Below are 19,786 nucleotides of genomic sequence, written 5' to 3'. Positions count from 1 at the left end.
ATCGGTCCTGAATCAGCCCGGCGGCGGGACGTTGGCGAGATACCAGTCGCGCAGATGGGCGAGCGCGGGATGCGCCAGCGAGCGCTGGAGATAAGTCCAGATCCGCGGCTGATGGCGCAGGTAATGCGGCTTGCCATCGCGGCGGTTGAGCCGGGCGAAGGTGCCGAGCAGGCGCGTGTTCCGCTGCGCCGACATGATCGCGTAGAGCTCGGCGAAGCCGGCGGCGTCGAAGCTCGTGTCCTGTGCCCGCCGCGCCTTGATGTAGCGCGACAGCAGCGTCAGCTCGATAGTCTCGGGTACGTCGATGCGAGCGTCCTGGAGCAGCGACACCACGTCGTAGGATTGCGGCCCCAGCACGGCGTCCTGGAAATCGATCACGCCGACGCGTTCGATGCCGCTGCGCTCGCCGAGCCAGATCAGATTGGGCGAGTGATAGTCGCGGATGATCCACGTCTTCGGCGCTGCCAGCGGCCGCTTCAGCAATTCGCGCCACATCGCAAAAAATTCCGCGCGCGCCTCATCGCTCAGCGGCGTGTTGCGATCGGGCAGATACCATTCCGGCATCAACCCGATCTCGATCAGCAGCGCCTCGACGTCGAAGACCGGGATCGCGTAGGTCTGCCCGTCCAGCGGCAGCGTCTCCGGTAGCGTCTTGCCGTGCAGCATCGCCAGCACGTCGGTGGCGGCTTCGTAGCGCTCGAGTATCGGCCGCGGCGGATCGCCCTCAATCACGCCCTCGCTGCCGAAATCCTCGGAGATCAGAAAGCCCTGGTCGAGATCGAAATGATGGATCGCAGGCGCGGAGATCCCCTGCGCCCGGAGGCCTTCGTCGATGGCGACGAAGGGTTTTACGTTCTCGGCCAGATGCACCGCGGCGCTGTAGGATTTTCCGTCGTAGAGCGCCGCGCCGTCGGGCCGCTGCGGGAAGTTCATGAGGATGACGATTTCCTCATCGCGCACCAGCCGCGCGTAGGAGCGTGTCGAGGCGTCGCCCGGCATGCGCTTGCGCGTCGCATCGATGTAACCGGATGCGTCGAGGAAGTCGCGCAGCGCCTTCAGCCGCGCAACTATAGCTGCGCTCTTGCCATGGCCGGTGATGTCGGCGGCACGCGCGTTCGAGCCCAGCGCCGGCCGATGCGTCAGCGCGATGTCGATGCGGTTCTCGGGCATCGCCGACGGGGCGCGCTCCGGCCATTCGATCAGCACCAGCGTGGCATCGGGCAGCGGCGACAGCCCGATCTCCTCGAGCTCGCTCTCCTCCTCGACACGGTAGAGATCGGCATGCAGCACCGGGAAGGGTGGCAGCTCGTAGCCCTGCACCAGCGTGAAGGTCGGGCTCGGCACTTCCAGCGCATCGTCACCGGCGAGATAGCGGATCAGGCTGCGCGCCGCCGCGGTCTTGCCGGCGCCGAGATCGCCGGTCAGCGTAATGACGTCACCGGGACCGACCAGCAGCGCGAGGTCGGCCATTAATTGCGCCGTGGCCGTCTCGTTGTGAAGCGCGACGGAGAATGTGGTTGTTTCCGTCATTCGGCGGCGTCGCGATGCGCCGCCTGGTCGGTCGGGAAATCGCAGATCACGACCGTGCCCCGGCCGACGATCGAATCCACCCGCACCTTGCCGCCATGCAGCTCGACGAAGGAGCGCACCAGCGACAGGCCGAGCCCGGCGCCACGGTGACGCGAGCCCTGCGAGCGGCTTTCGAACCAGTTGAACACCTTGTCTTTCATGTCGGCAGGTATTCCAGGGCCCGAATCTGTCACGGTGAAGACCACGCTGCGTTCGGTGCGCCGCGCGCTGATGCCGACGGTGGAATCCTGTGGAGAAAACCCGACGGCGTTGGCGAGGAGGTTATAGAGCACCTGCACCACGCGCTTCTCGTCGCCGACGAAGCTGCCGACGTCGGGCGCGATCTCGACCTTGAGGCGGATGCGGTCGGTGGCGAGCCGGTCCTGGATGCCCTCGGCGGCAAGCTCGATGGCCTTGCTGACGTCGACCTGCCCGAGTTCCAGCTTCATCGCGCCGGCGTCGATGGTGGCGAGATCCAGGATGTTGTTGGTGAGCGCGAGCAGAGCGTTGGTCGATTTGGTGACGTAGTCGAGATATTCGGCCTGCTTCGGCGTCAGCGGTCCGGTCGAGGGATCGCTGAGGAAATGCGCGAAGCCGATGATAGTGGTGAGCGGCGAGCGCAGCTCGTAGGAGACGTGGTGGACGAAATCCACCTTCATCTGGTCGGCCGCCTCCAGCGCCTCGTTGCGCTCGCGCAGCGCGCGCTCGACATTCTCGGTGTCGGTGATGTCCTGGAAGGTCAGCATGGTGGCGCCGTCCGGCAACGGCCGGATCATGCCGTCGAGCACGCTGCCGTCCTTGCGCTCCAGCTTCAGCGGCAGGTCGGCGCGGTTCTCGATCGCGGTGATGGCCTCGCGGATCTGGCGCCAGACTTGCGGATCGTCGAACAGCTGATGGCACCAGCCTTCGACGGTCTGGATATGCGGCTCGTCGCGCATGGCATCGCTCGACAGCTTCCACATCCGCACGAAGGCCGGATTGAACAGCTGCGCCTTGCCGTTGCTGCCGAACACCGCGACCCCCTCGGCGAGGCTGTCCAGCGTCTCGCGCTGGACGCGGATCAGGCCGTCGAAGCGGCGGGCGAGGTCGAGGCTTTCGGTGACGTCGTCGAACAGATAGGTGACGCCGCCCTCGGGATTCGGCGTGGTGACGACCGAGAGCGCGCGGCCGTCAGGCAGGAACCAGGTGTCCTTGGCGGTCTCGACCGCGCGATAGGCCTCGTGCAGCTTGGCCTTCCAGGCGCGGAAATCCGGCTGCTCCGGTAATTTGCGCGCGGCGCGGAGTTGGTCGAGCACGCTGGAATCGTCGGGATGAGCGTCGAGGAAGTTGCGATCGAGATCCCACAGCCGGCGATAGGAATCGTTGTAGAAGGCAAGGCGCCGCTGGCCGTCGAACACGGCAACGCCGGAGGAGAGCTGGTCGAGCGTGCGGCGGTGCGCCTCCGCCATGCGCACCAGCGCCGAGCTCAGCGCATCCGCCTCGCTGGCATCGATGGCGACGCCGACGCTGCCGCTGCCGACATTGACGGCGCGCACGTCGTAGATGCGCCGTTCGCCGCCGACCACGATCGGCAGCCGCGAGGTGAAATTGGCGGCGTCCTTGAGCCCCCGCTCCATCGCATTGCGGTCGTCACTGTCGAGCAGCTCGAGCTTGCGCTCCTGGGCATCGATGGCGCTGGTCGCCTCGGTGGCGCGCACATAGGCCGGGTTGGCGTAGGTCAGCGCGCCGTTCTCGCCCTTCGCCCAGATCGGCCACGGTGCGGCCGCGGCAAAGCCGCGAAGCATCTCGGTCTCGTCGGAGAGCGCCTTGTAGCGCAGATTGGTTTCGGCCAGATCACGGCGCAGGCCCGAGAGCTCGCGAATGCGGACGATGGCCTGGCCGCCGATGGCGCGCCCGATCGCTTCCAGCATATGGCCGTGCGCGGTGGTCAGCGTCAGCTGGAACCCGTCGCCGCGCTCGCGCAGCGCATCGACCGCATGGTCCATCAGCAGCGCCGGTTCCGGCGGCAGCCAGGTTCCGAACGCCAGCACGCGCTGCGGCGAGGAATCGCGCGGCAGCACCAGCGCGATATCGCCGGAAATCTGCGCGCGGTTGTCGCCCGCCGGCCATGAGATCAGGATCTGCGGCTCGGCGAACAACAGTGCGCCGAAGCGGTCGGCCTGGAGCTGAAGTTCCCCGATCCGCGCGCGCAGCCGCGCCTCGTTCTTCGCCGTGCGCACCCGCGTCCGCATCAACAGGATCGCGGCCATCACCGAAAAGCCGAGCAGGGCCAGCGCGGTGGCGAGCACCGCGAGTTCCTGCCGGTTGAGATCCATCACGAGGGAAAGGGTGTCGATGAGGTCGGCGGCCTTGGCCGGCGCAGCCGGCAGCAGCGCTGCGAGAGCGCCTCCCACCAAGCCGTTGCGCGCCAGCGATGTGCACGACAACAGCGTCCGACGCATCGACACGATCACGCCTGACATAGTTGCCCCAAGACGCGGAAATTCAAGACCGCACGAATCTGCGCGCGGCGACCCCCGTCGCGCGCGAATCAAAAGACAATACCCTCACCGCGACTCCGCCGGTAAGAGTCCAGATCGTGAACGCAAAGGCGGCCCCAAAAAAATGCGGGCCGCGCGGTTCCAAGGCGCGTGATTCTGAGGATGATTCGGCTGGAGTTGTCTTGGGTTAGCGCCCGGTCGAACCAAAACCGCCGGCGCCGCGGTCGGTCGACGACAATGTGGCGACGGGAACCAGCGCGGCCTGCAGCACCGGCGCGATCACCATCTGGGCGATGCGCTCGCCGCGCTTGATCACGAAGGGCGCGGTGCCGTGATTGATCAGGATCACCTTGATCTCGCCGCGGTAGTCCGCATCGATCGTGCCTGGCGAATTCAGCACGGTGACGCCGTGCTTGGCCGCCAGCCCCGAACGCGGCCGCACCTGCGCCTCGTGTCCCGGCGGCAAGGCGATGGCAAGGCCCGTCGGCACCAGCGCGTATTGGCCTGGTGCGAGCGTCATGGGCTCGTTGTCCGGCACCGCGGCCATCAGATCGAGGCCGGCGGCCTCGCTGGTCTGATAGGCCGGCAGCGGCAGGCCCTCAGCGTGGGCGAGGCGTTGCAGCTCGACGGTCACCTTCGTGCTCAAGATGCGGACTCCAGGGATTTGCCGGTCACGCTCTTCGCGATCTGCGCGACCAGTTCGATCGCGACCTGTTCCTTGGTCATCGCCGGCCAGGAATCAACTGCAATCTCGCCGTCCGGCGCACCGGTCTTGCGGCTGAGCAGGTGGACCGTGTTGCGGTCGCCGCCCATCACGCCGGTGGCGGGCGAGACGTCGTTGGCGACGATCCAGTCGCAGCCCTTGCGGGCGAATTTTGCTTTGGCGTTGTCGATGAGGTGCTCGGTCTCGGCGGCAAAGCCGATCACGAGCCTCGGGCGCTTGTCGGCGAGCTTGGAGATGGTGGCGAGAATGTCGGGGTTCTCGACCAATTGCAGCGGCGGCATGCCGCCCGCGGTTTTCTTCAGCTTCTGCTCGCCTTCATTGGCGACGCGCCAGTCGGCGACTGCGGCGGCGAAGATCGCGACGTCGGTGGGAAGCGCGGCCTTGACCTGCTCCAGCATCTGCCGCGCCGATTCGACATGCTTCACCGTCACGCCCGGGGGATCGTCGAGGTCGACCGGACCGCTCACCAGAGTAACCTCGGCGCCCGCGGCCTGTGCAGCGGCGGCAATGGCAAAGCCCTGCTTGCCGGAGGAACGGTTAGCGATATAGCGCACCGGGTCGATCGCCTCATGGGTGGGACCGGCGGTGATCAGCACGCGCGTGCCCGCGAGCGGCTTCGGCGTCGGCGGCCGCAGCAGGCGCTCGGCGGCATTGGCGATCTCGATGGCTTCCGACATGCGGCCCGTTCCGGCTTCGCCGGCCTCGGCCATCTCGCCCGCATTCGGGCCAATCAGCACAACGCCGTCGCGCTGGAGCTGGGCGACGTTGCGGCGCGTCGCCGCGTTGCTCCACATCAGCGGATTCATCGCCGGCGCCAGCAGCACCTTGCGGTTGGTCGCGAGCAGGATGGCGCTGGCGAGGTCGTCGGCATGGCCGTTCGCCATCTTCGCCATCAGGTCGGCCGTGGCCGGCGCCACCACGATCAGGTCGCAGTCGCGCGCGAGGCGTATATGGCCGGCATCGAACTCGCTCTGCGGGTCGAACAGGTCGGTATAGACGCGCTCATGCGACAGGGCGCTCGCGGCCAGCGGCGTCACGAATTGCTGCGCCGCCTTGGTCAGCACGCAGCGGACCTCGATGCGGCGCTCCTTCAGCCTGCGGATCAGGTCGAGCGACTTATAGGCCGCGATCCCGCCGCCGATGATCAGGGTGACGCTGACCTCGGGAACGGCGCCGCTGCGCTGCGGCGTCGGGGCGGCGGAGGGCACCGCAAACGGCGTCAGCGGCTCCTCGCGGCCCTCGATCAGCTCCCGCAGGATGACCCGGACCTCCTCTTCGACCGACCTGTGGTTCTTGGCCGAGCGCAGCCGCAAATAGGTTTTGACGGCGTCGTCGAGCTTGCGGATGGTCAGGCTTGCCATGACGCCCTCCGGCACGGAATGATAGCGATGCTATCACTCCAGTGATTGCAGTGCAATCACAGATTTCGGACGGCGATCAGAATCCCGATGAAGGTCGCGGCGATGATCCAGAGCGCCACGGTGCGCCAGCGGTTCTTGCGGCCCTCGCTGCGTCCCATCGCCGCGATGCTCTCCGGCGAAAGCCTGATGCCCTCCCGCGTCATGGTCTCGAGCTGCTCGAGCACCTTCACCGACCGCTCGGCGATCTCAGGCAGGCGCATCAAGACCCGCGCGATGTCCCCGGTCCCTGTGAGGGCGCCCTCGATGCGGCCGATCGGTCCGAGGTTGCGCTCGATCCATTCGCGCACCACGGGGTCGGCGATTCGCCAGATGTCGAGCTTGGGATCGAAGCCGCGCGCCACGCCCTCGACCACCACCATGGTCTTCTGCAGCAGGATCAGCTCGGGCCGCGTCGTCATATCGAACAGGCCGGTGACCTCGAGCAGCAGCGTGAGCAGCCGCGCCATCGAGATCTCTTCCGCCGTGCGGTTGTGGATCGGCTCGCCGATGGCGCGGATGGCTTGGGCAAAATTCTCGACCGAATGATGCGCGGGCACATAGCCGGCCTCGAAATGCACCTCGGCCACGCGGCGATAATCGCGGGTGATGAAGCCGAGCAGGATCTCGGCGAGGAAGCGCCGCTCCTTCATGCCGAGCCGGCCCATGATGCCGAAATCGACCGCGACGAGGCGGCCGGCGTCATCCAGGAACAGATTGCCCGGATGCATGTCGGCGTGGAAGAAGCCGTCGCGCAGCGCGTGGCGCAGGAAGCTCTGGATCACCTTGCGGCCGAGATCGGGCAGGTCGACCCGCGCCTCGGCGAGGCGCTTGTGATCGTTCAGCGCGATGCCGTCGATCCATTCCATCGTCAGCACGTTGTGCGTGGTGCGGTCCCAGTCGACGGCGGGCACGCGAAAATCGGGATCGTCGCGCGTGTTCTCCGCCATCTCCGACAAGGCGGCAGCCTCTAACCGTAGGTCCATCTCCATCGCGACCGAGCGCGACATGGTGTTGATGACCTCGATCAGGCGCAGGCGCCGCGCCTCGGCCGAATAAGCCTCAGCCTTGTGCGCGACGTAGAAGAAATCGGAGAGATCGCGGCGGAAGCGCGCGGCGACGTTGGGTCTCAGAACCTTGATCGCGACGGACTTGCGGATGCCGTCGCGCACCACCTCGCCGCGATGCACTTGCGCGATCGAGGCCGCCGCGACCGGCGGGCCGAAGCTCACGAAGATGTCCGTCAGCGGCCGTTCCAGCGAGGTCGCGATCGTGGCCTCGGCTTCCTGCTGCGGAAACGGCGGCAGGCGGTCCTGCAGGCTTTCGAGGTCGCGCGCCATGATGACGCCGACCACGTCGGGGCGCGTGGCCAGGAACTGGCCGAGCTTGAGATAGGCCGGGCCCATCCGCGTCAGCGCGCGCGAGATCCGCGGTCCCTGCTTGGCGCCACGGCGCTCGATGATGCGCGCCAGCTTCAGCGCGAGCTGTCCCGGCGGCGGCACCAGGCTCGGATCGACCGCGCCGAACACGCCTTCGTGCGCAAAGACGAACGCGGCGCGGATCAGGCGCGCAATGTGGGTGACGGCAGAGATCACAAACGCCAGCCCGAATGCAGTGCGACGATGCCGCCGGAGAGTGTCTGCCAGCTGACGCGGGCAAAGCCGGCCTCGCGGATCATGTCGGCGAAGGCGGCCGGCTTTGGAAATCTGCGGATGGACTCGACGAGATACTGGTACGATTCGGCGTCGCCCGTGACCATGCGCCCGAGCGGCGGGATCACCTTGAACGAGAACAGATCATAGAGCTTGTCGAGGCCGGGCATCTCGACAGTGGAGAATTCCAGGCACAGGAAGCGGCTGCCGGGTCTCAGCACGCGATAGGCCTCGCGCAGCGCAAGGTCGATCCGGGGCACGTTGCGGATGCCGAAAGCGATCGTATAGGCATCGAAGCTGCGATCGGCGAAGCCGAGCGATTCGGCATTGCCTTCGACGAAATCGACCTGGGTGTCCAGATGACGCTTGGCGGCGCGTTCGCGCCCCACGGCCAGCATGTCCGCATTGATGTCGCACACCGTGGCGTGGAAGCCGGGGCCGGCGGCCTTGGCGGCGCGGAACGAGATGTCGCCGGTGCCGCCGGCGACGTCAAGCAGCGCGAACGGCCGGTCGCCCCTCGGCGGATCTAGCGCGGTGATCATGATGTCCTTCCAGACCCGGTGCAGGCCACCGGACATCAAATCGTTCATCAGGTCATAGCGCGACGCCACGCTGCGAAACACATCGTTCACCAGCGTCTGCTTGTCCCCGAGGGGAACGTCCCTGAAGCCAAAATGCGTGGTTTCGCCCGGCCGATCCATTACTCTACTCCACTCGGCGGACCATAGCCCGCCCGCCGCAATGGCGCTATCACACCGCCTTCATAAGGTGAATGCCCGACCATGCCTGAATTGCCCGAAGTCGAGACCGTCCGCCGCGGTCTTCAGCCCGTGATGGAGGGCGCGAAAATCCTCGACGCGGAGGCCCGCCGGCCAGATTTGCGCTTTCCGTTCCAGCCCGACTTCGTGGCCCGGCTCAAGGGGCAGGTCGTCACGGGCCTCGGGCGCCGTGCAAAATATCTCATGGCCGATCTCGCCTCCGGCGACGTGCTCTTGATGCATCTGGGCATGTCGGGCTCGTTCCGCGTCATCAAGCCGGACAACGAGGCTCAGCCCGGCGAGTTTCACTATCCGAAGGCCAAGGATTCCGCCCACGACCACGTGTTGTTTCGGATGTCCTCGGGCGCCGACATCGTCTTCAACGATCCGCGCCGCTTCGGATACATGAAAGTGATTGCGCGTGGCGCGCTCGAAGACGAGCCGCTGCTGCGCGGGCTCGGCCCCGAGCCGCTCGGCAACGAATTCGACGCCGCGATGCTGGCGCGCTCCTGCCAAGGCAAGACCACGAGCCTGAAGGCCGCGCTGCTCGACCAGCGCGTGGTGGCCGGGCTCGGCAACATCTATGTCTGCGAGGCGCTGCACCGCTCGCATCTGTCGCCGCGGCGCATTGCTGCGACGCTATCCACCAGGAAGGGCGAGCCGACGGATCATGCGCAGCGCTTGGTCGGCGCGATCCACACCGTGCTGAACGATGCGATCAAGGCCGGCGGCTCCAGCTTGCGCGACCATCGCCAGACCTCGGGCGAGCTCGGCTATTTCCAGCATTCGTTCAGGGTCTATGACCGCGAAGGCGAAAAATGCACGACGCCGCGCTGCGGCGGCACGATCAAGCGGTTCGTGCAGAACGGTCGTTCGACGTTCTGGTGCGCGAAATGTCAAAAGTGACCGTCGGGATTGCCGCAGCGTCGTAGCCCGGATGGAGCGCAGCGTAATCCGGGGCCGGCCTCTCCGCGGAGAGACCTTCCTGGATTGCGCTTCGCTTCATCCAGGCTACGGGAGCCCTCGCTACAACGCACGAGGCGAAGCAATCCGGCCGGGCTGGTGGCCGAACTGCTTCGTCGCTTGGGCCCGTTCACCGGATGGCGAAGAGCCCGACTGTCGTCCGAGCGATCGCCCCGCTCAGGACGCCAGTGCCGTGGTCTCGTCCGCCGCCTGTTCCGCAGCGATCTGCAGCATGCCGTGCGCAGCCAAGATGACCTGGTCGATCAGGACATTGGTGGTGGCTTCGAGCTCGAGCCGGGTCTCGATCCAGCGCCAGAGGCCGCGGATCTCGTCCGCCGATTTGCCGTTCGGCGCGAATTCACTCACGGCAAGGCCGCTCGCAAGCGCGTCCTGGTGATCGTTGCGCATCACGATCAGCGGACGCGCGAGCACCTCGGCAAGATCGAGCGCGGCTTCCTCGGCGAGCGCGGTCGCGGCGTTGTCGATGCGCTGTCCGCGGATCGGCGTCTGGTTGAGCACGAAGCTGTAAGGCCGCTTCCAGGCGCGGGCGACGCTGAGCGTCGAGACGGTCGCCTCGATGTCGGCGACGCTGGGACGGGCCGGGATCAGGCAGAGGTCGGAATGGCGGATCGCGGCGGTGGTGGCGGCGCTGAGGCCGGCGGCGGTGTCGACGATCGCGAGCTGGAGGCCGCTGTCGGCGAGCATCTTGAGACGCGGCGCGATATCGGCGGCGTGATAGATCGGCTCGACGACGAGATCGTCGGTCAAGCGGCGGCGCTGCCAGTTGGAGAGGGTGCCCTGCGGGTCGGTCTCGATCAGGCGGACGGTGAAGCCGGCCTGCTTGGCGGCCAAGGCGAGGCCGATGGCGAGCGTGCTCTTGCCGCTGCCGCCCTTTTGGGTGGCCAGTACGATCGTGTGCATTGAAGGTCAATCCTTTGGAGTGCTGGGTCAGGGATACGCCACGCGAACGTGCATCGCTTCTGGATGCTGAGCGCTTCTCGCTCAGGACGTGCCGGCCCGATCCAAAGGGGATCGCGGAGGTCCGAATCAACGGCAACGATGATGGCGGAATCGCGAATGCCAGCGAATCCGTACCATTACCGGCTCCGTAATCGTACGTAAGGTGGCCCGCACGGCCGTGCCCCGGCTCTGCGCGGCAGCGCAAGCGCTGCAACGCGTCCAGGGGCACGAGACCTACTTGCGCACGCAGATCACGCGCACGACGGCGGCTTTGGCGTCCGTCGACGTGCCATTCGGGCTGACGCCCTTCGCCTTGAGAAACCCGCGCACCGTCTCGGCAGAGACCATCATCGCCTGTGATGCCGGCACCGACGTCGCGGGTCCCGCGACCACCGCCGGCTTCAGCAGCGCGATGCCGGCGAACTTGCCGTCGGCGTCGACCGCTGGGCTGCCGGAGAAGCCGACCGCCGGCGGCGGCGCGAGCGCGGAATTGCCGCTCGTCGCCGGCGTCAGCGCAGCCTTGAGGCTCGACACCGCGGCCGCGCCGCCCTGGCTTTGCGGATCGGCGATGCCGACGACATCGACATTGGTCTTCGCGGCCCCGCTGGCGAGGCCGAGCGGTTTCAGCCCGCGCGCGCCGTAGATGCGCAGCAGCGCGAGATCGTGCTCCTTGTCCTCGGCGAGGCGGTCGGCGCTGCCATGGCCGGCGATCGTGATCGCAAGGCAGCCGTCGGTGACGAGGCGGTCGGTGACGATCGCGCCGTCCTCGCTGACGACGATGCCGGTGCCGTATTCAACGGTCTTGCGCGGCGGCGGCCCGGCCAGCGGTCCCGACGGAAACGCGTTGAACGCGCTCGACATCGCGATCACGACCGGCTCGACCGTATTCTCTGTCGCCTGGTCGTAGAGGATCGTCATGGTGCGGACCTCGTCACCCTTGAAGGTGCCGCGGACGTAGAACTTCTTCTGGCCCTGCAAGCCCGACAGCACGAAGAAATCCGGCTTCACCACGGTGTAATCGACCTTGCGGCCGGACGGCTCCTTCTCGAGATCGGCGAGCTTGGCCGAGGTCGGGCTCACTTCCTTGCGGCGGCTGAGAACCACCTGCACCGTCCCTGTCGGCGAGGTCCATTTCGAGCCGTTGGCGTCGCTTGCCTGCTGCGGCACCAGCTTGCCGGGAATGCCGAGCCGGGCGCCGCTGGTCGGCTCCGTCACGATCTTCCAGCCGACGCTCTCCTGCTTCTTGCGTGCCGCCTCAGTGAGCGCGGTGCGCTCCTGCGGATTGAGCACACCGGTCGGCTTGCCGCCCTTGGCCTTCTGGTACTCCTTGATGGCGTTGACCATGCGCTCGCTGACGTCGCCGGTGATGGCGCCGTTATATTGTCCGACCCAGGCGAGGTCGGACTGCAGGGCCAGCCGCTCGGCTTTGGCCATGGCATCGGCCGTCGCGGACGGCGTCTGCATCGCAGGGGGCTTGACCGGAACGGTCTGGACCGTCTTCGGGGTGGCGCCTGGCACTTGGGGCGTCGTCATCTGGGCGTGCGCGCCCGTGGCAGCCGCCAACATCAGTGTTGCCGCAAGCATCGATCTCATGACAAATCCAGCCAGCCCGTTGAACGCCAAAACATTGAAAAGCATGCGATTGAAGCACATCTCGTTGGTCGCGAACAATGACGGTGCGGTTCAGGAGTAAGAGAAGGTGCTTAGCCCGGACGAACTCGAACGCTATGCCCGCCACATCGTGTTGCGCGACGTCGGCGGCCCCGGCCAGGCGGCGCTGAAACGCGCCTCGGTGCTGGTGATCGGCGCCGGCGGGCTCGGCGCGCCCGCGCTGATGTATCTGGCCGCCGCCGGCGTTGGCACGCTCGGCGTGGTCGACGACGACGTGGTGTCGCTGTCCAACCTGCAGCGCCAGGTGATCCATACGACGCCCGATATCGGCCGGCACAAGGTCGAGAGTGCCGCCGAGCGGATCGCGGCGCTCAACCCACATGTCCGCTTCATCGGTCACGCCACCTGGCTCAACGCGGATAACGCGCTCAGCCTGATCGGCGATTACGACCTCGTGCTCGACGGCTCCGACAATTTCTCGACGCGCTATCTCGTTTCCGACGCCTGCTTCTTCGCCAAGCGGCCGCTGATATCAGCGGCGCTCGGCACCTTCGACGGCTCGCTGACCACCATCCGCGCGCATGAGACGGGCGAGCAGGGCGAGTTCAACCCGACCTACCGCTGCCTGTTTCCGGAAGCGCCGCCGCCAGGCACCGTGCCGGCCTGTGCGGAAGCCGGCGTCATGGGCGCATTGGCGGGCGTGCTCGGCTCGATGATGGCGCTGGAGGCGATCCGCGAGATCGTCGGCTTCGGCGACGGCCTTGTCGGCCGCCTCCTGATGATCGATGCGCGCGCGATGCGCTTCGAGACGCTGCGCTATTCACGCGATCCCGCCAATCCGCTCAACGGCGACGGGCCCGTGTTCGAGGATCTCAGCGTCCATCGCACCTGATCGCCGCGGTTACGCCGTCGCCGGCTTCTCGCTGTCGAGATGCGCCATATGCTCGGCCGGGTAGCGCGTGCCGGCCGCGATATTGGGTGGGAACGCCTTGGCCAGCGCCGCGAAATGCACCGGCGTCAGCGTCACCTTCGTTGCGCCAAGCGCTTCGCTGAGGCGGTTGCGGGTGCGGGCGCCAACCAGCGGCACGATCGCGTTGTTCTGTGCAGCGACCCAGGCGATCGCAACCTGTGCCGGCGTTGCGCCGATCTCGTTCGCGATTGCGCGCAGCTGCTCCACCAGCGCGAGATTGGTATCGAGGTTCGCACCCTGGAAGCGCGGCGTCATCAGCCGGTAGTCACGGCCGGCCCTGCCTGAGTCCTTCGACCAGTGACCGCTGATCAGGCCGCGCGCGAGCACGCCGTAAGCGGTGATGCCAATGCCGAGCTCGCGGCAGGTCTTCAGGATATCGCGTTCGATGCCGCGCTCGATCAGCGAATATTCGATCTGGAGATCGGCGATCGGATGCACCGCATGCGCGCGGCGGATGGTGTCGGAGCCGACCTCGGACAGGCCGATATGCCTGACATAACCGGCCTTCACGAGATCGGCGAGACCGCCGATGGTCTCCTCGATCGGCACATTGGGATCGAGACGCGCGGGACGGTAGATGTCGACATAGTCGGTGCCGAGGCGCTGCAGCGAATAGGTGAGGAAGTTCTTTGTCGCCGCCGGCCTCGTGTCCATTCCCGCGAATTCACCGGCGGGGCCGCGCAGCGCGCCGTACTTGACGCTGAGCTGCACTTTGTCGCGCGGCACGTCCTTCAGCGCGTCCCGCAACAGCATCTCGTTGTGCCCCATGGCGTAGAAATCGCCGGTGTCGAGCAGGGTGATGCCGCCGTCGAGCGCCGCGTGCACCGTGGCGATGGCCTCGCCGCGATCGGCGGCGCCGTAGACCTCCGACATGCCCATGCAGCCGAGGCCGAATGTGGAGACGGTCGGGCCGGTTGAACCGAGTTTGCGCTGTTCCATGATGATCATCCTCGAAAAGGCGGCTGCGCCGCGTCACGAGGCCAGATATGAGCCAGAGCGATTGCGCTGATAAGCTGGACAATCCAGAACGCCTTGTTCACATTGACGAACAATGGCCGAGCCCGATTTGCGCGATCTCGATGTCTTCGTGGCGGTTGCCCGCACCCGCAATTTCCGGCGGGCGGCGGTCGAAGTTCGCGTGTCCGTATCGAGCCTTAGCCAACGGCTGCGGGACCTGGAGGAACGCCTCGGCGTCCGCCTGATGAACCGCACGACCCGCAGCGTCGCGCTGACCGAGGCGGGTGAGCTGTTGCTCTCGCGCGTGGCCCCGGCGCTGCGCGATGTCGGTGATGCCCTGGAGCAGGTCCGGGGCCTGCGCGAGGTCGCCTCCGGCCCCCTGCGCATCAATGCGCCGCCGCCCGCGGTCGATCTGGTGCTGGCGCCGCTGGCCGGGCCGTTCCTGAGTGCCCATCCGCAGGTCGATCTCGACATCGTCAGCGAAAGCGGCTTCGTCGACATCGTGAGCGGGGGCTATGACGCCGGCGTGCGCTATGGCGAGCATCTCGCGCAGGACATGGTGGCGATCCCGCTGAGCGGCCCACAGAGCTACGTCGTGGTCGCTTCGCCCGGTTACATCGCGCGGCGCGGCAGGCCGAAGCATCCGAAGGACCTGCTCGACCATGATTGCATCCGCGCACGCTATTCGAGCGGCGTCATGCACGATCTGGAATTCGAGAGAGCCGGGCAGGTGGTGAAGGTCGATCCGCCGGCGAAGCTGATCTCGACCAATATGAATCTTGCGATGCGCGCCGCGCTCGACGGCGTCGGCATCTGGGCCACGCTCGACGGCTATGTTGGCGATGCCGTGAAGTCGGGCGATCTGATCAGCCTGATGGAAGAATGGTGCGAGCCGTTTCCAGGCCCGTTCCTGTATTATCCGAGCCCGCGCCAGACGCCGCCAGCGCTGCGCGCGTTCATCGATTTCGTTGCGGATTGGCGCAAGCGCGAAGGGCGCGGGAAGTAAACCTCAAAGCATGCTCGGCAGCACGCGGTCCGGCGGCTTGTGGGCGTCGAGGAAGGTGCGGATGTTGATGATCACCTTCTCGCCCATCTCGACGCGGCCTTCGATCGTGGCCGAGCCCATATGCGGCAGCAGCGTCACCTTGCCGGCTCTGGCGAGCCGCACCAGCTTCGGATTGACCGCGGGCTCGTGCTCGTAGACGTCGAGGCCGGCGCCGCCGATCTCGCCGCCTTCGATCAGCTTGATCAGCGTGTCCTCGTCGGTGACCTCGCCGCGCGCGGTGTTGACGATATAGGCGTCTTTGCGGATCAGCTTCAGCCGCCGCGCCGAGAGCAAGTGATAGGTCGCCGGCGTGTGCGGGCAGTTCACCGAGATGATGTCCATCCGCGCCAGCATCTGGTCGAGGCTTTCCCAATAGGTCGCCCCTAGCTCCTCGGCGATCACGGGGGCGACGGGACGGCGATTGTGATAGTGGATCTGCAGGCCGAAGGCGCGGGCGCGGCGCGCCACCGCCTGGCCGATGCGGCCCATGCCGATGATGCCGAGGCGTTTGCCTCCGATGCGGTGACCGAGCATCCAGGTCGGCGACCAGCCGGCCCAGGGCTTGCCTTCGGTCAGGATCGAGGCGCCTTCGATCATGCGCCTGGGCACCGCGAGGATCAGCGCCATGGTCATGTCGGCGGTGTCTTCGGTCAGCACCTTCGGCGTGTTGGTGACGGTGATGCCGCGGGCATGGGCGGCTGGGACGTCGATATTGTCGACGCCATTGCCGAAATTGGCGATCAGGCGGAGCTTGCAGTCGGGCTGGTTCACGACCTCGGCGCTGATGTGATCGGTCACGGTCGGAACCAGCACGTCGGCGGTGCGGGCGGCTTCCGCGATCTGCTCGGGCGACATCGGCGTGTCGTCGAGATTGATCCGCGCGTCGAACAGCTCGCGCATCCGCGTCTCGATCGAATCCGGCAGCTTGCGCGTCACCACGACGAGGGGCTTTTTCTTCACCGACATGTCCTGCTCTCATGAGACATCGCAGGCCGCCTCTGTCGCCAAAGGCCGGTCGTTGAGGCCTCATTAACCCGGTTGTTCGACACTGCCCTTGCCGTGTCCGTCCCCGGCGTTTCCTCCAAGCTCACCCGACATTTCCGGCCGGAAAATCGGGGCCAATTGGTTGCTCAAGTGCCCGTTCTCTCTAGCAGAAGGCCGGGCCAAGACAAGAACCACGGCTCAAGGCTTGGAACCCGCGTGGGGCGGGGAGAAGGGGCAGGCGCGGCAGGGTTTTGGAATTTGGGGTGAGGGCCCGGTGTGCCGGGTCTTCGAAGGAGACGGGTTGATGGCGTTGGGGCGTTTTTGTTGGGTGATGGCGCTCGTTTGCACTTGGTTGAGCGCCTCGGTCGGGCCCTCGCATGCGGCGAAGGACAATACCCCGCAGACCACCAGCGGCTTGCCGGTGCCGCGCTATGTCAGCCTCAAATCGGATCACGTGAACGTCCGCGCCGGCCCGACCAAGGACAATGACGTCGCCTGGGTCTACACCCGCGCCGGCCTGCCGGTCGAAATTACCGCCGAGTTCGAGAACTGGCGCCGGGTGCGCGATTCCGAAGGCGCCGAGGGCTGGGTCTATCATTCCCTGCTGTCGGGCCGCCGCACCGCGGTCGTCACCATGAAGCACAAGGACGATCTCGCTCCGATCTATGACCGGCCCGATCCCGACAGCGCGGTTGCGGCCAAGCTCCAGGCCGGCGTCGTCACCCAGGTCAAGAAATGCGCCGCAGGCTGGTGCCGCGTCATCGGCAATGGCTTCGACGGCTGGATCCAGCAGGAGCGCCTCTGGGGCGTCTATTCGGACGAGCAGGTCAACTGACGCCGGGCGGCGGAGCAATCTGCCGCCCCAACGTCATGCCCGGGCTTGTCCCGGGCATCCACGCTCTTCTGACTAGTCCCAAAACGTGGATGGCCGGGACATAGGCGAGCGCAAGCGACGCCGTCCCTTTGGACGGCTATGCCCGGCCATGACGACCAAATCAGTGATGCAGGATTAGCTCAGCGCTTCTTGCGCAGGCGCACGACCATGTCGATGCGGGAGATCTCGTAGCCCTCGGGCACCTCCGGCATCTTGGACAGCGCCAGATGCGGATCCTCGATGTCGACCAGCTCGTGGCTGTTCTCGAGATAATAGTGGTGGTGGGTGGTGACGTTGGTGTCGAAATAGGTCTTCGTGCCGTCGACGCTGACCTGGCGCAGCAGGCCGGCATCGGTGAGCTGGTTCAGCGTGTTGTAGACGGTCGCCAGCGACACCGGGACCTTGGCGAGGGTGGCTTCCTCGTAGAGCATTTCAGCCGTGAGGTGGCGTGCGCCCTTGCCGAACAGCAGCCAGCCCAGCGCCATGCGCTGGCGCGTCGGCCGCAACCCCGCGGACTGCAGCATTTCGTTGACGTCGTGCCAGGGACACCCGGTCAGGGCCGGCTGGCGGCCGGACAGGAGGGCCGCGGCATGGTCGTCGTCGTGTTGGGACGCGGTATTCTCGTTCATTTCCAAGATTTCGGGCACGCGTGAACAATATCTCCCTGTAACATAAGAAGAGAAAGATGCAGATGCAAGTTTCTCGCAACTAGAGACGTTCTAATTAGGCTCGGAACCGGTTGGGGGAGCCCGTCATTTTACCTTCATCTCTGCGCTTTGCTACCCGAAATGGCCTGTGTTAGAGAGCGCGCGGTTCCGCTTAGCCGATTTTGGCGCAGCCGGGCATGGAGGCCCGGTTGGCAATCCATGCGAAGCTTGCGCAAGTCGCGGCCGGCGGTGGCGATTGGCGGTCCGATCGAGACGGGCCCATTTTCGCCAGGAACGCCGCTCAATCGGGATTTGAACAGAGGCTCGTGAATGCTGAACAGGCGCAACGGTTACGACTATGAAGATCTGCTGGCTTGTGCCCGCGGCGAGATGTTCGGCCCAGGCAACGCCCAGCTGCCGCTGCCGCCGATGCTGATGTTCGACCGCATCACCGACATCAACGACAATGGCGGTGAGTTCGGCAAGGGTCTGGTGCGCGCCGAGCTCGACGTGAAGCCCGACCTCTGGTTCTTCGGCTGCCATTTCAAGAACGATCCGGTCATGCCCGGCTGCCTCGGCCTCGATGCGCTGTGGCAGATGGTCGGCTTCTACCTCGGCTGGAGCGGGGGTGAAGGGCGCGGCCGGGCGCTTGGCCTGAGCGAACTGAAGTTCGGCGGCCAGGTGCTGACCGACGCCCGCAAGGTTGTGTACAACGTCGATATCAAGCGCGTGATGCGTTCGAAGCTCGTGCTCGGCATCGCCGACGGGTGGCTTTCGGTCGATGACCAGATTATCTATCGCGCCAAGGATCTGAAGGTCGGCCTGTTCAAGCAGGGCACGAGCCTGGGCTGAGCGCATCACTAAGAAGACAACGATTGAGGCGAGGCTGTCATGAGGCGGGTTGTGGTCACCGGGATGGGCATCGTCTCGTCGATCGGAAACAACACCCAGGAAGTGCTTGCGAGCCTTCACGAGGCGAAGTCGGGCATTTCGCGGGCTGAGAAATATGCCGAGCTCGGCTTCCGTTCGCAGGTGCAAGGCGAGCCGTCGCTCGATCCATCGACGGTGGTCGACCGCCGCGCGATGCGCTTCCTCGGCCAGGGCGCGGCGTGGAATCACATCGCGATGGAGCAGGCGATCCAGGATTCCGGCCTGTCGCCCGACGAGGTCTCCAACATCCGTACCGGCATCATCATGGGCTCCGGCGGCCCCTCGGCGCGCACCATCGTCGAAGCCGCCGACATCACCCGCTCCAAGGGACCGAAGCGCGTCGGCCCGTTTGCGGTGCCGAAGGCGATGTCCTCCACGGCGTCCGCGACGCTCGCGACCTGGTTCAAGATCAAGGGCGTGAACTATTCGATCTCATCGGCCTGCGCGACCTCCAACCATTGCGTCGGCAATGCCTATGAGACCATCCAGATCGGCAAGCAGGACGTCATCTTCGCCGGCGGCTGCGAGGAGCTGGACTGGTCACTGTCGGTGCTGTTCGACGCCATGGGCGCGATGTCCTCGAAGTACAACGACACGCCGGCCACGGCCTCGCGTCCCTACGATCTCAATCGCGACGGCTTCGTCATCGCTGGCGGCGCCGGCGTCTTGGTGCTGGAAGAGCTCGAGCATGCCAAGGCGCGCGGCGCGCGCATCTATGGCGAGGTGGTCGGCTATGGCGCGACCTCTGATGGCCACGACATGGTGGCGCCGTCGGGCGAAGGCGCCGAGCGCTGCATGCGCATGGCGATGTCGACGGTGAAGACCAAGGTCGACTACATCAACCCGCACGCGACCTCGACGCCGGCCGGGGACCCGCCGGAGATCGAGGCGATCCGCAAAGTGTTCGGCGTCGGCGAGAAGTGCCCGCCGATCTCGGCGACCAAGGCGCTGACCGGCCATTCGCTCGGCGCCACCGGCGTGCAGGAAGCGATCTATTCGCTGCTGATGATGAACAACGGCTTCATCTGCGAGAGCGCGCACATCCAGGAGCTCGACCCCGTGTTCGCCGACATGCCGATCGTGCGCAAGCGCATCGACAACGCCAAGATCGGCACCGTGCTGTCGAACTCCTTCGGCTTCGGCGGCACCAACGCCACGCTGGTGTTCAGCCGGCTGGATGCGTGATCTCTGACTTTGTCATGCCCCGCGAAGGCGGGGCATCCAGTACGCCGCGGCTTCTCTATTTATCACGACGGTCTCTGGAA

17 protein-coding genes are annotated in these 19,786 nt (G+C 66.2%); 6 read left to right on the top strand and 11 right to left on the bottom strand.

Translation table 11 applies throughout. The features are described from left to right. Positions 1 to 12: 12 nt before the first annotated feature. From tsaE to ubiE, 6 genes are all read right to left on the bottom strand, one after another. Positions 13 to 1,530: a tRNA (adenosine(37)-N6)-threonylcarbamoyltransferase complex ATPase subunit type 1 TsaE gene (gene tsaE, locus I6F12_RS27465; RefSeq protein WP_225157652.1), complete on the bottom strand. Its 1,518-nt coding sequence runs from the start codon at positions 1,528 to 1,530 to the stop codon at positions 13 to 15. Beyond that, positions 1,527 to 4,031: a PAS domain-containing sensor histidine kinase gene (locus tag I6F12_RS27460; RefSeq protein ID WP_057027860.1), complete on the bottom strand. Its 2,505-nt coding sequence runs from the start codon at positions 4,029 to 4,031 to the stop codon at positions 1,527 to 1,529. Before I6F12_RS27460 ends, tsaE begins: the two co-directional genes overlap by 4 nt. 205 nt (positions 4,032 to 4,236) lie before the next feature. Then, positions 4,237 to 4,695, bottom strand: coding sequence for a dUTP diphosphatase (gene dut, locus I6F12_RS27455; protein ID WP_225157651.1), 459 nt, complete (start codon positions 4,693 to 4,695; stop codon positions 4,237 to 4,239). Next, complete coding sequence (gene coaBC / locus I6F12_RS27450; protein ID WP_225157650.1) at positions 4,692 to 6,134, bottom strand: bifunctional phosphopantothenoylcysteine decarboxylase/phosphopantothenate--cysteine ligase CoaBC; 1,443 nt, start codon at positions 6,132 to 6,134, stop codon at positions 4,692 to 4,694. The genes dut and coaBC overlap by 4 nt, the downstream gene beginning before the upstream one ends. A gap of 56 nt (positions 6,135 to 6,190) precedes the next feature. Beyond that, the gene (gene ubiB, locus I6F12_RS27445; protein WP_225142412.1) at positions 6,191 to 7,765 is read right to left on the bottom strand and encodes a 2-polyprenylphenol 6-hydroxylase; all 1,575 of its coding nucleotides are present in this window, start codon (positions 7,763 to 7,765) and stop codon (positions 6,191 to 6,193) included. Then, complete coding sequence (gene ubiE / locus I6F12_RS27440) at positions 7,762 to 8,523, bottom strand: bifunctional demethylmenaquinone methyltransferase/2-methoxy-6-polyprenyl-1,4-benzoquinol methylase UbiE (protein ID WP_225142410.1); 762 nt, start codon at positions 8,521 to 8,523, stop codon at positions 7,762 to 7,764. The genes ubiB and ubiE overlap by 4 nt, the downstream gene beginning before the upstream one ends. A gap of 81 nt (positions 8,524 to 8,604) precedes the next feature. On the opposite strand from ubiE, the gene mutM reads away from it, so the two are divergent. Next, positions 8,605 to 9,486, top strand: coding sequence for a bifunctional DNA-formamidopyrimidine glycosylase/DNA-(apurinic or apyrimidinic site) lyase (gene mutM / locus I6F12_RS27435; protein WP_036009051.1), 882 nt, complete (start codon positions 8,605 to 8,607; stop codon positions 9,484 to 9,486). 234 nt (positions 9,487 to 9,720) lie between these two features. Here mutM and I6F12_RS27430 read toward each other — a convergent pair whose 3' ends face one another. Together I6F12_RS27430 and I6F12_RS27425 are read right to left on the bottom strand one after the other, a co-directional pair. Next, the gene (locus I6F12_RS27430; protein ID WP_225157649.1) at positions 9,721 to 10,464 is read right to left on the bottom strand and encodes a ParA family protein; all 744 of its coding nucleotides are present in this window, start codon (positions 10,462 to 10,464) and stop codon (positions 9,721 to 9,723) included. A 273-nt stretch (positions 10,465 to 10,737) separates the two neighbouring features. Next, positions 10,738 to 12,096 carry a serine protease gene (locus I6F12_RS27425; protein WP_225157648.1) on the bottom strand — a complete coding sequence of 453 codons (1,359 nt, stop codon included), beginning with the start codon at positions 12,094 to 12,096 and terminating at the stop codon, positions 10,738 to 10,740. A gap of 106 nt (positions 12,097 to 12,202) precedes the next feature. On the opposite strand from I6F12_RS27425, the gene moeB reads away from it, so the two are divergent. Then, the gene (gene moeB, locus I6F12_RS27420; protein WP_225157647.1) at positions 12,203 to 13,006 is read left to right on the top strand and encodes a molybdopterin-synthase adenylyltransferase MoeB; all 804 of its coding nucleotides are present in this window, start codon (positions 12,203 to 12,205) and stop codon (positions 13,004 to 13,006) included. A 9-nt stretch (positions 13,007 to 13,015) separates the two neighbouring features. On the opposite strand, the gene I6F12_RS27415 is transcribed toward moeB, so the two are convergent. Then, the gene (locus I6F12_RS27415) at positions 13,016 to 14,023 is read right to left on the bottom strand and encodes an aldo/keto reductase (RefSeq protein ID WP_225157646.1); all 1,008 of its coding nucleotides are present in this window, start codon (positions 14,021 to 14,023) and stop codon (positions 13,016 to 13,018) included. A 112-nt stretch (positions 14,024 to 14,135) separates the two neighbouring features. Between I6F12_RS27415 and I6F12_RS27410 the strand changes: the two genes are divergently transcribed. Further along, complete coding sequence (locus I6F12_RS27410; RefSeq protein ID WP_225157645.1) at positions 14,136 to 15,047, top strand: LysR family transcriptional regulator; 912 nt, start codon at positions 14,136 to 14,138, stop codon at positions 15,045 to 15,047. Positions 15,048 to 15,050: 3 nt separating this feature from the next. Here the strand turns inward: I6F12_RS27410 and I6F12_RS27405 are convergent, their stop codons facing one another. Next, positions 15,051 to 16,052 carry a D-glycerate dehydrogenase gene (locus tag I6F12_RS27405; RefSeq protein ID WP_225157644.1) on the bottom strand — a complete coding sequence of 334 codons (1,002 nt, stop codon included), beginning with the start codon at positions 16,050 to 16,052 and terminating at the stop codon, positions 15,051 to 15,053. Positions 16,053 to 16,374: 322 nt separating this feature from the next. On the opposite strand from I6F12_RS27405, the gene I6F12_RS27400 reads away from it, so the two are divergent. Beyond that, the gene (locus I6F12_RS27400; protein ID WP_036009040.1) at positions 16,375 to 16,905 is read left to right on the top strand and encodes an SH3 domain-containing protein; all 531 of its coding nucleotides are present in this window, start codon (positions 16,375 to 16,377) and stop codon (positions 16,903 to 16,905) included. Positions 16,906 to 17,084: 179 nt separating this feature from the next. On the opposite strand, the gene irrA is transcribed toward I6F12_RS27400, so the two are convergent. Next, positions 17,085 to 17,573 carry an iron response transcriptional regulator IrrA gene (gene irrA / locus I6F12_RS27395; RefSeq protein ID WP_036009037.1) on the bottom strand — a complete coding sequence of 163 codons (489 nt, stop codon included), beginning with the start codon at positions 17,571 to 17,573 and terminating at the stop codon, positions 17,085 to 17,087. 348 nt (positions 17,574 to 17,921) lie between these two features. On the opposite strand from irrA, the gene fabA reads away from it, so the two are divergent. Together fabA and fabB are read left to right on the top strand one after the other, a co-directional pair. Further along, entirely contained in the window at positions 17,922 to 18,443 is a 522-nt protein-coding gene (fabA, locus tag I6F12_RS27390; protein ID WP_036009034.1) for a bifunctional 3-hydroxydecanoyl-ACP dehydratase/trans-2-decenoyl-ACP isomerase, read from the top strand. Between the two features lie 39 nt (positions 18,444 to 18,482). Beyond that, positions 18,483 to 19,706: a beta-ketoacyl-ACP synthase I gene (fabB, locus tag I6F12_RS27385; protein WP_036024480.1), complete on the top strand. Its 1,224-nt coding sequence runs from the start codon at positions 18,483 to 18,485 to the stop codon at positions 19,704 to 19,706. Positions 19,707 to 19,786 lie beyond the last annotated feature (80 nt).

Origin of the sequence: Bradyrhizobium sp. IC4059 (genome assembly GCF_020193615.1) — a bacterium.
Taxonomy (GTDB): domain Bacteria; phylum Pseudomonadota; class Alphaproteobacteria; order Rhizobiales; family Xanthobacteraceae; genus Bradyrhizobium; species Bradyrhizobium yuanmingense.
This window is presented reverse-complemented; position numbering and strand designations above follow the sequence as displayed.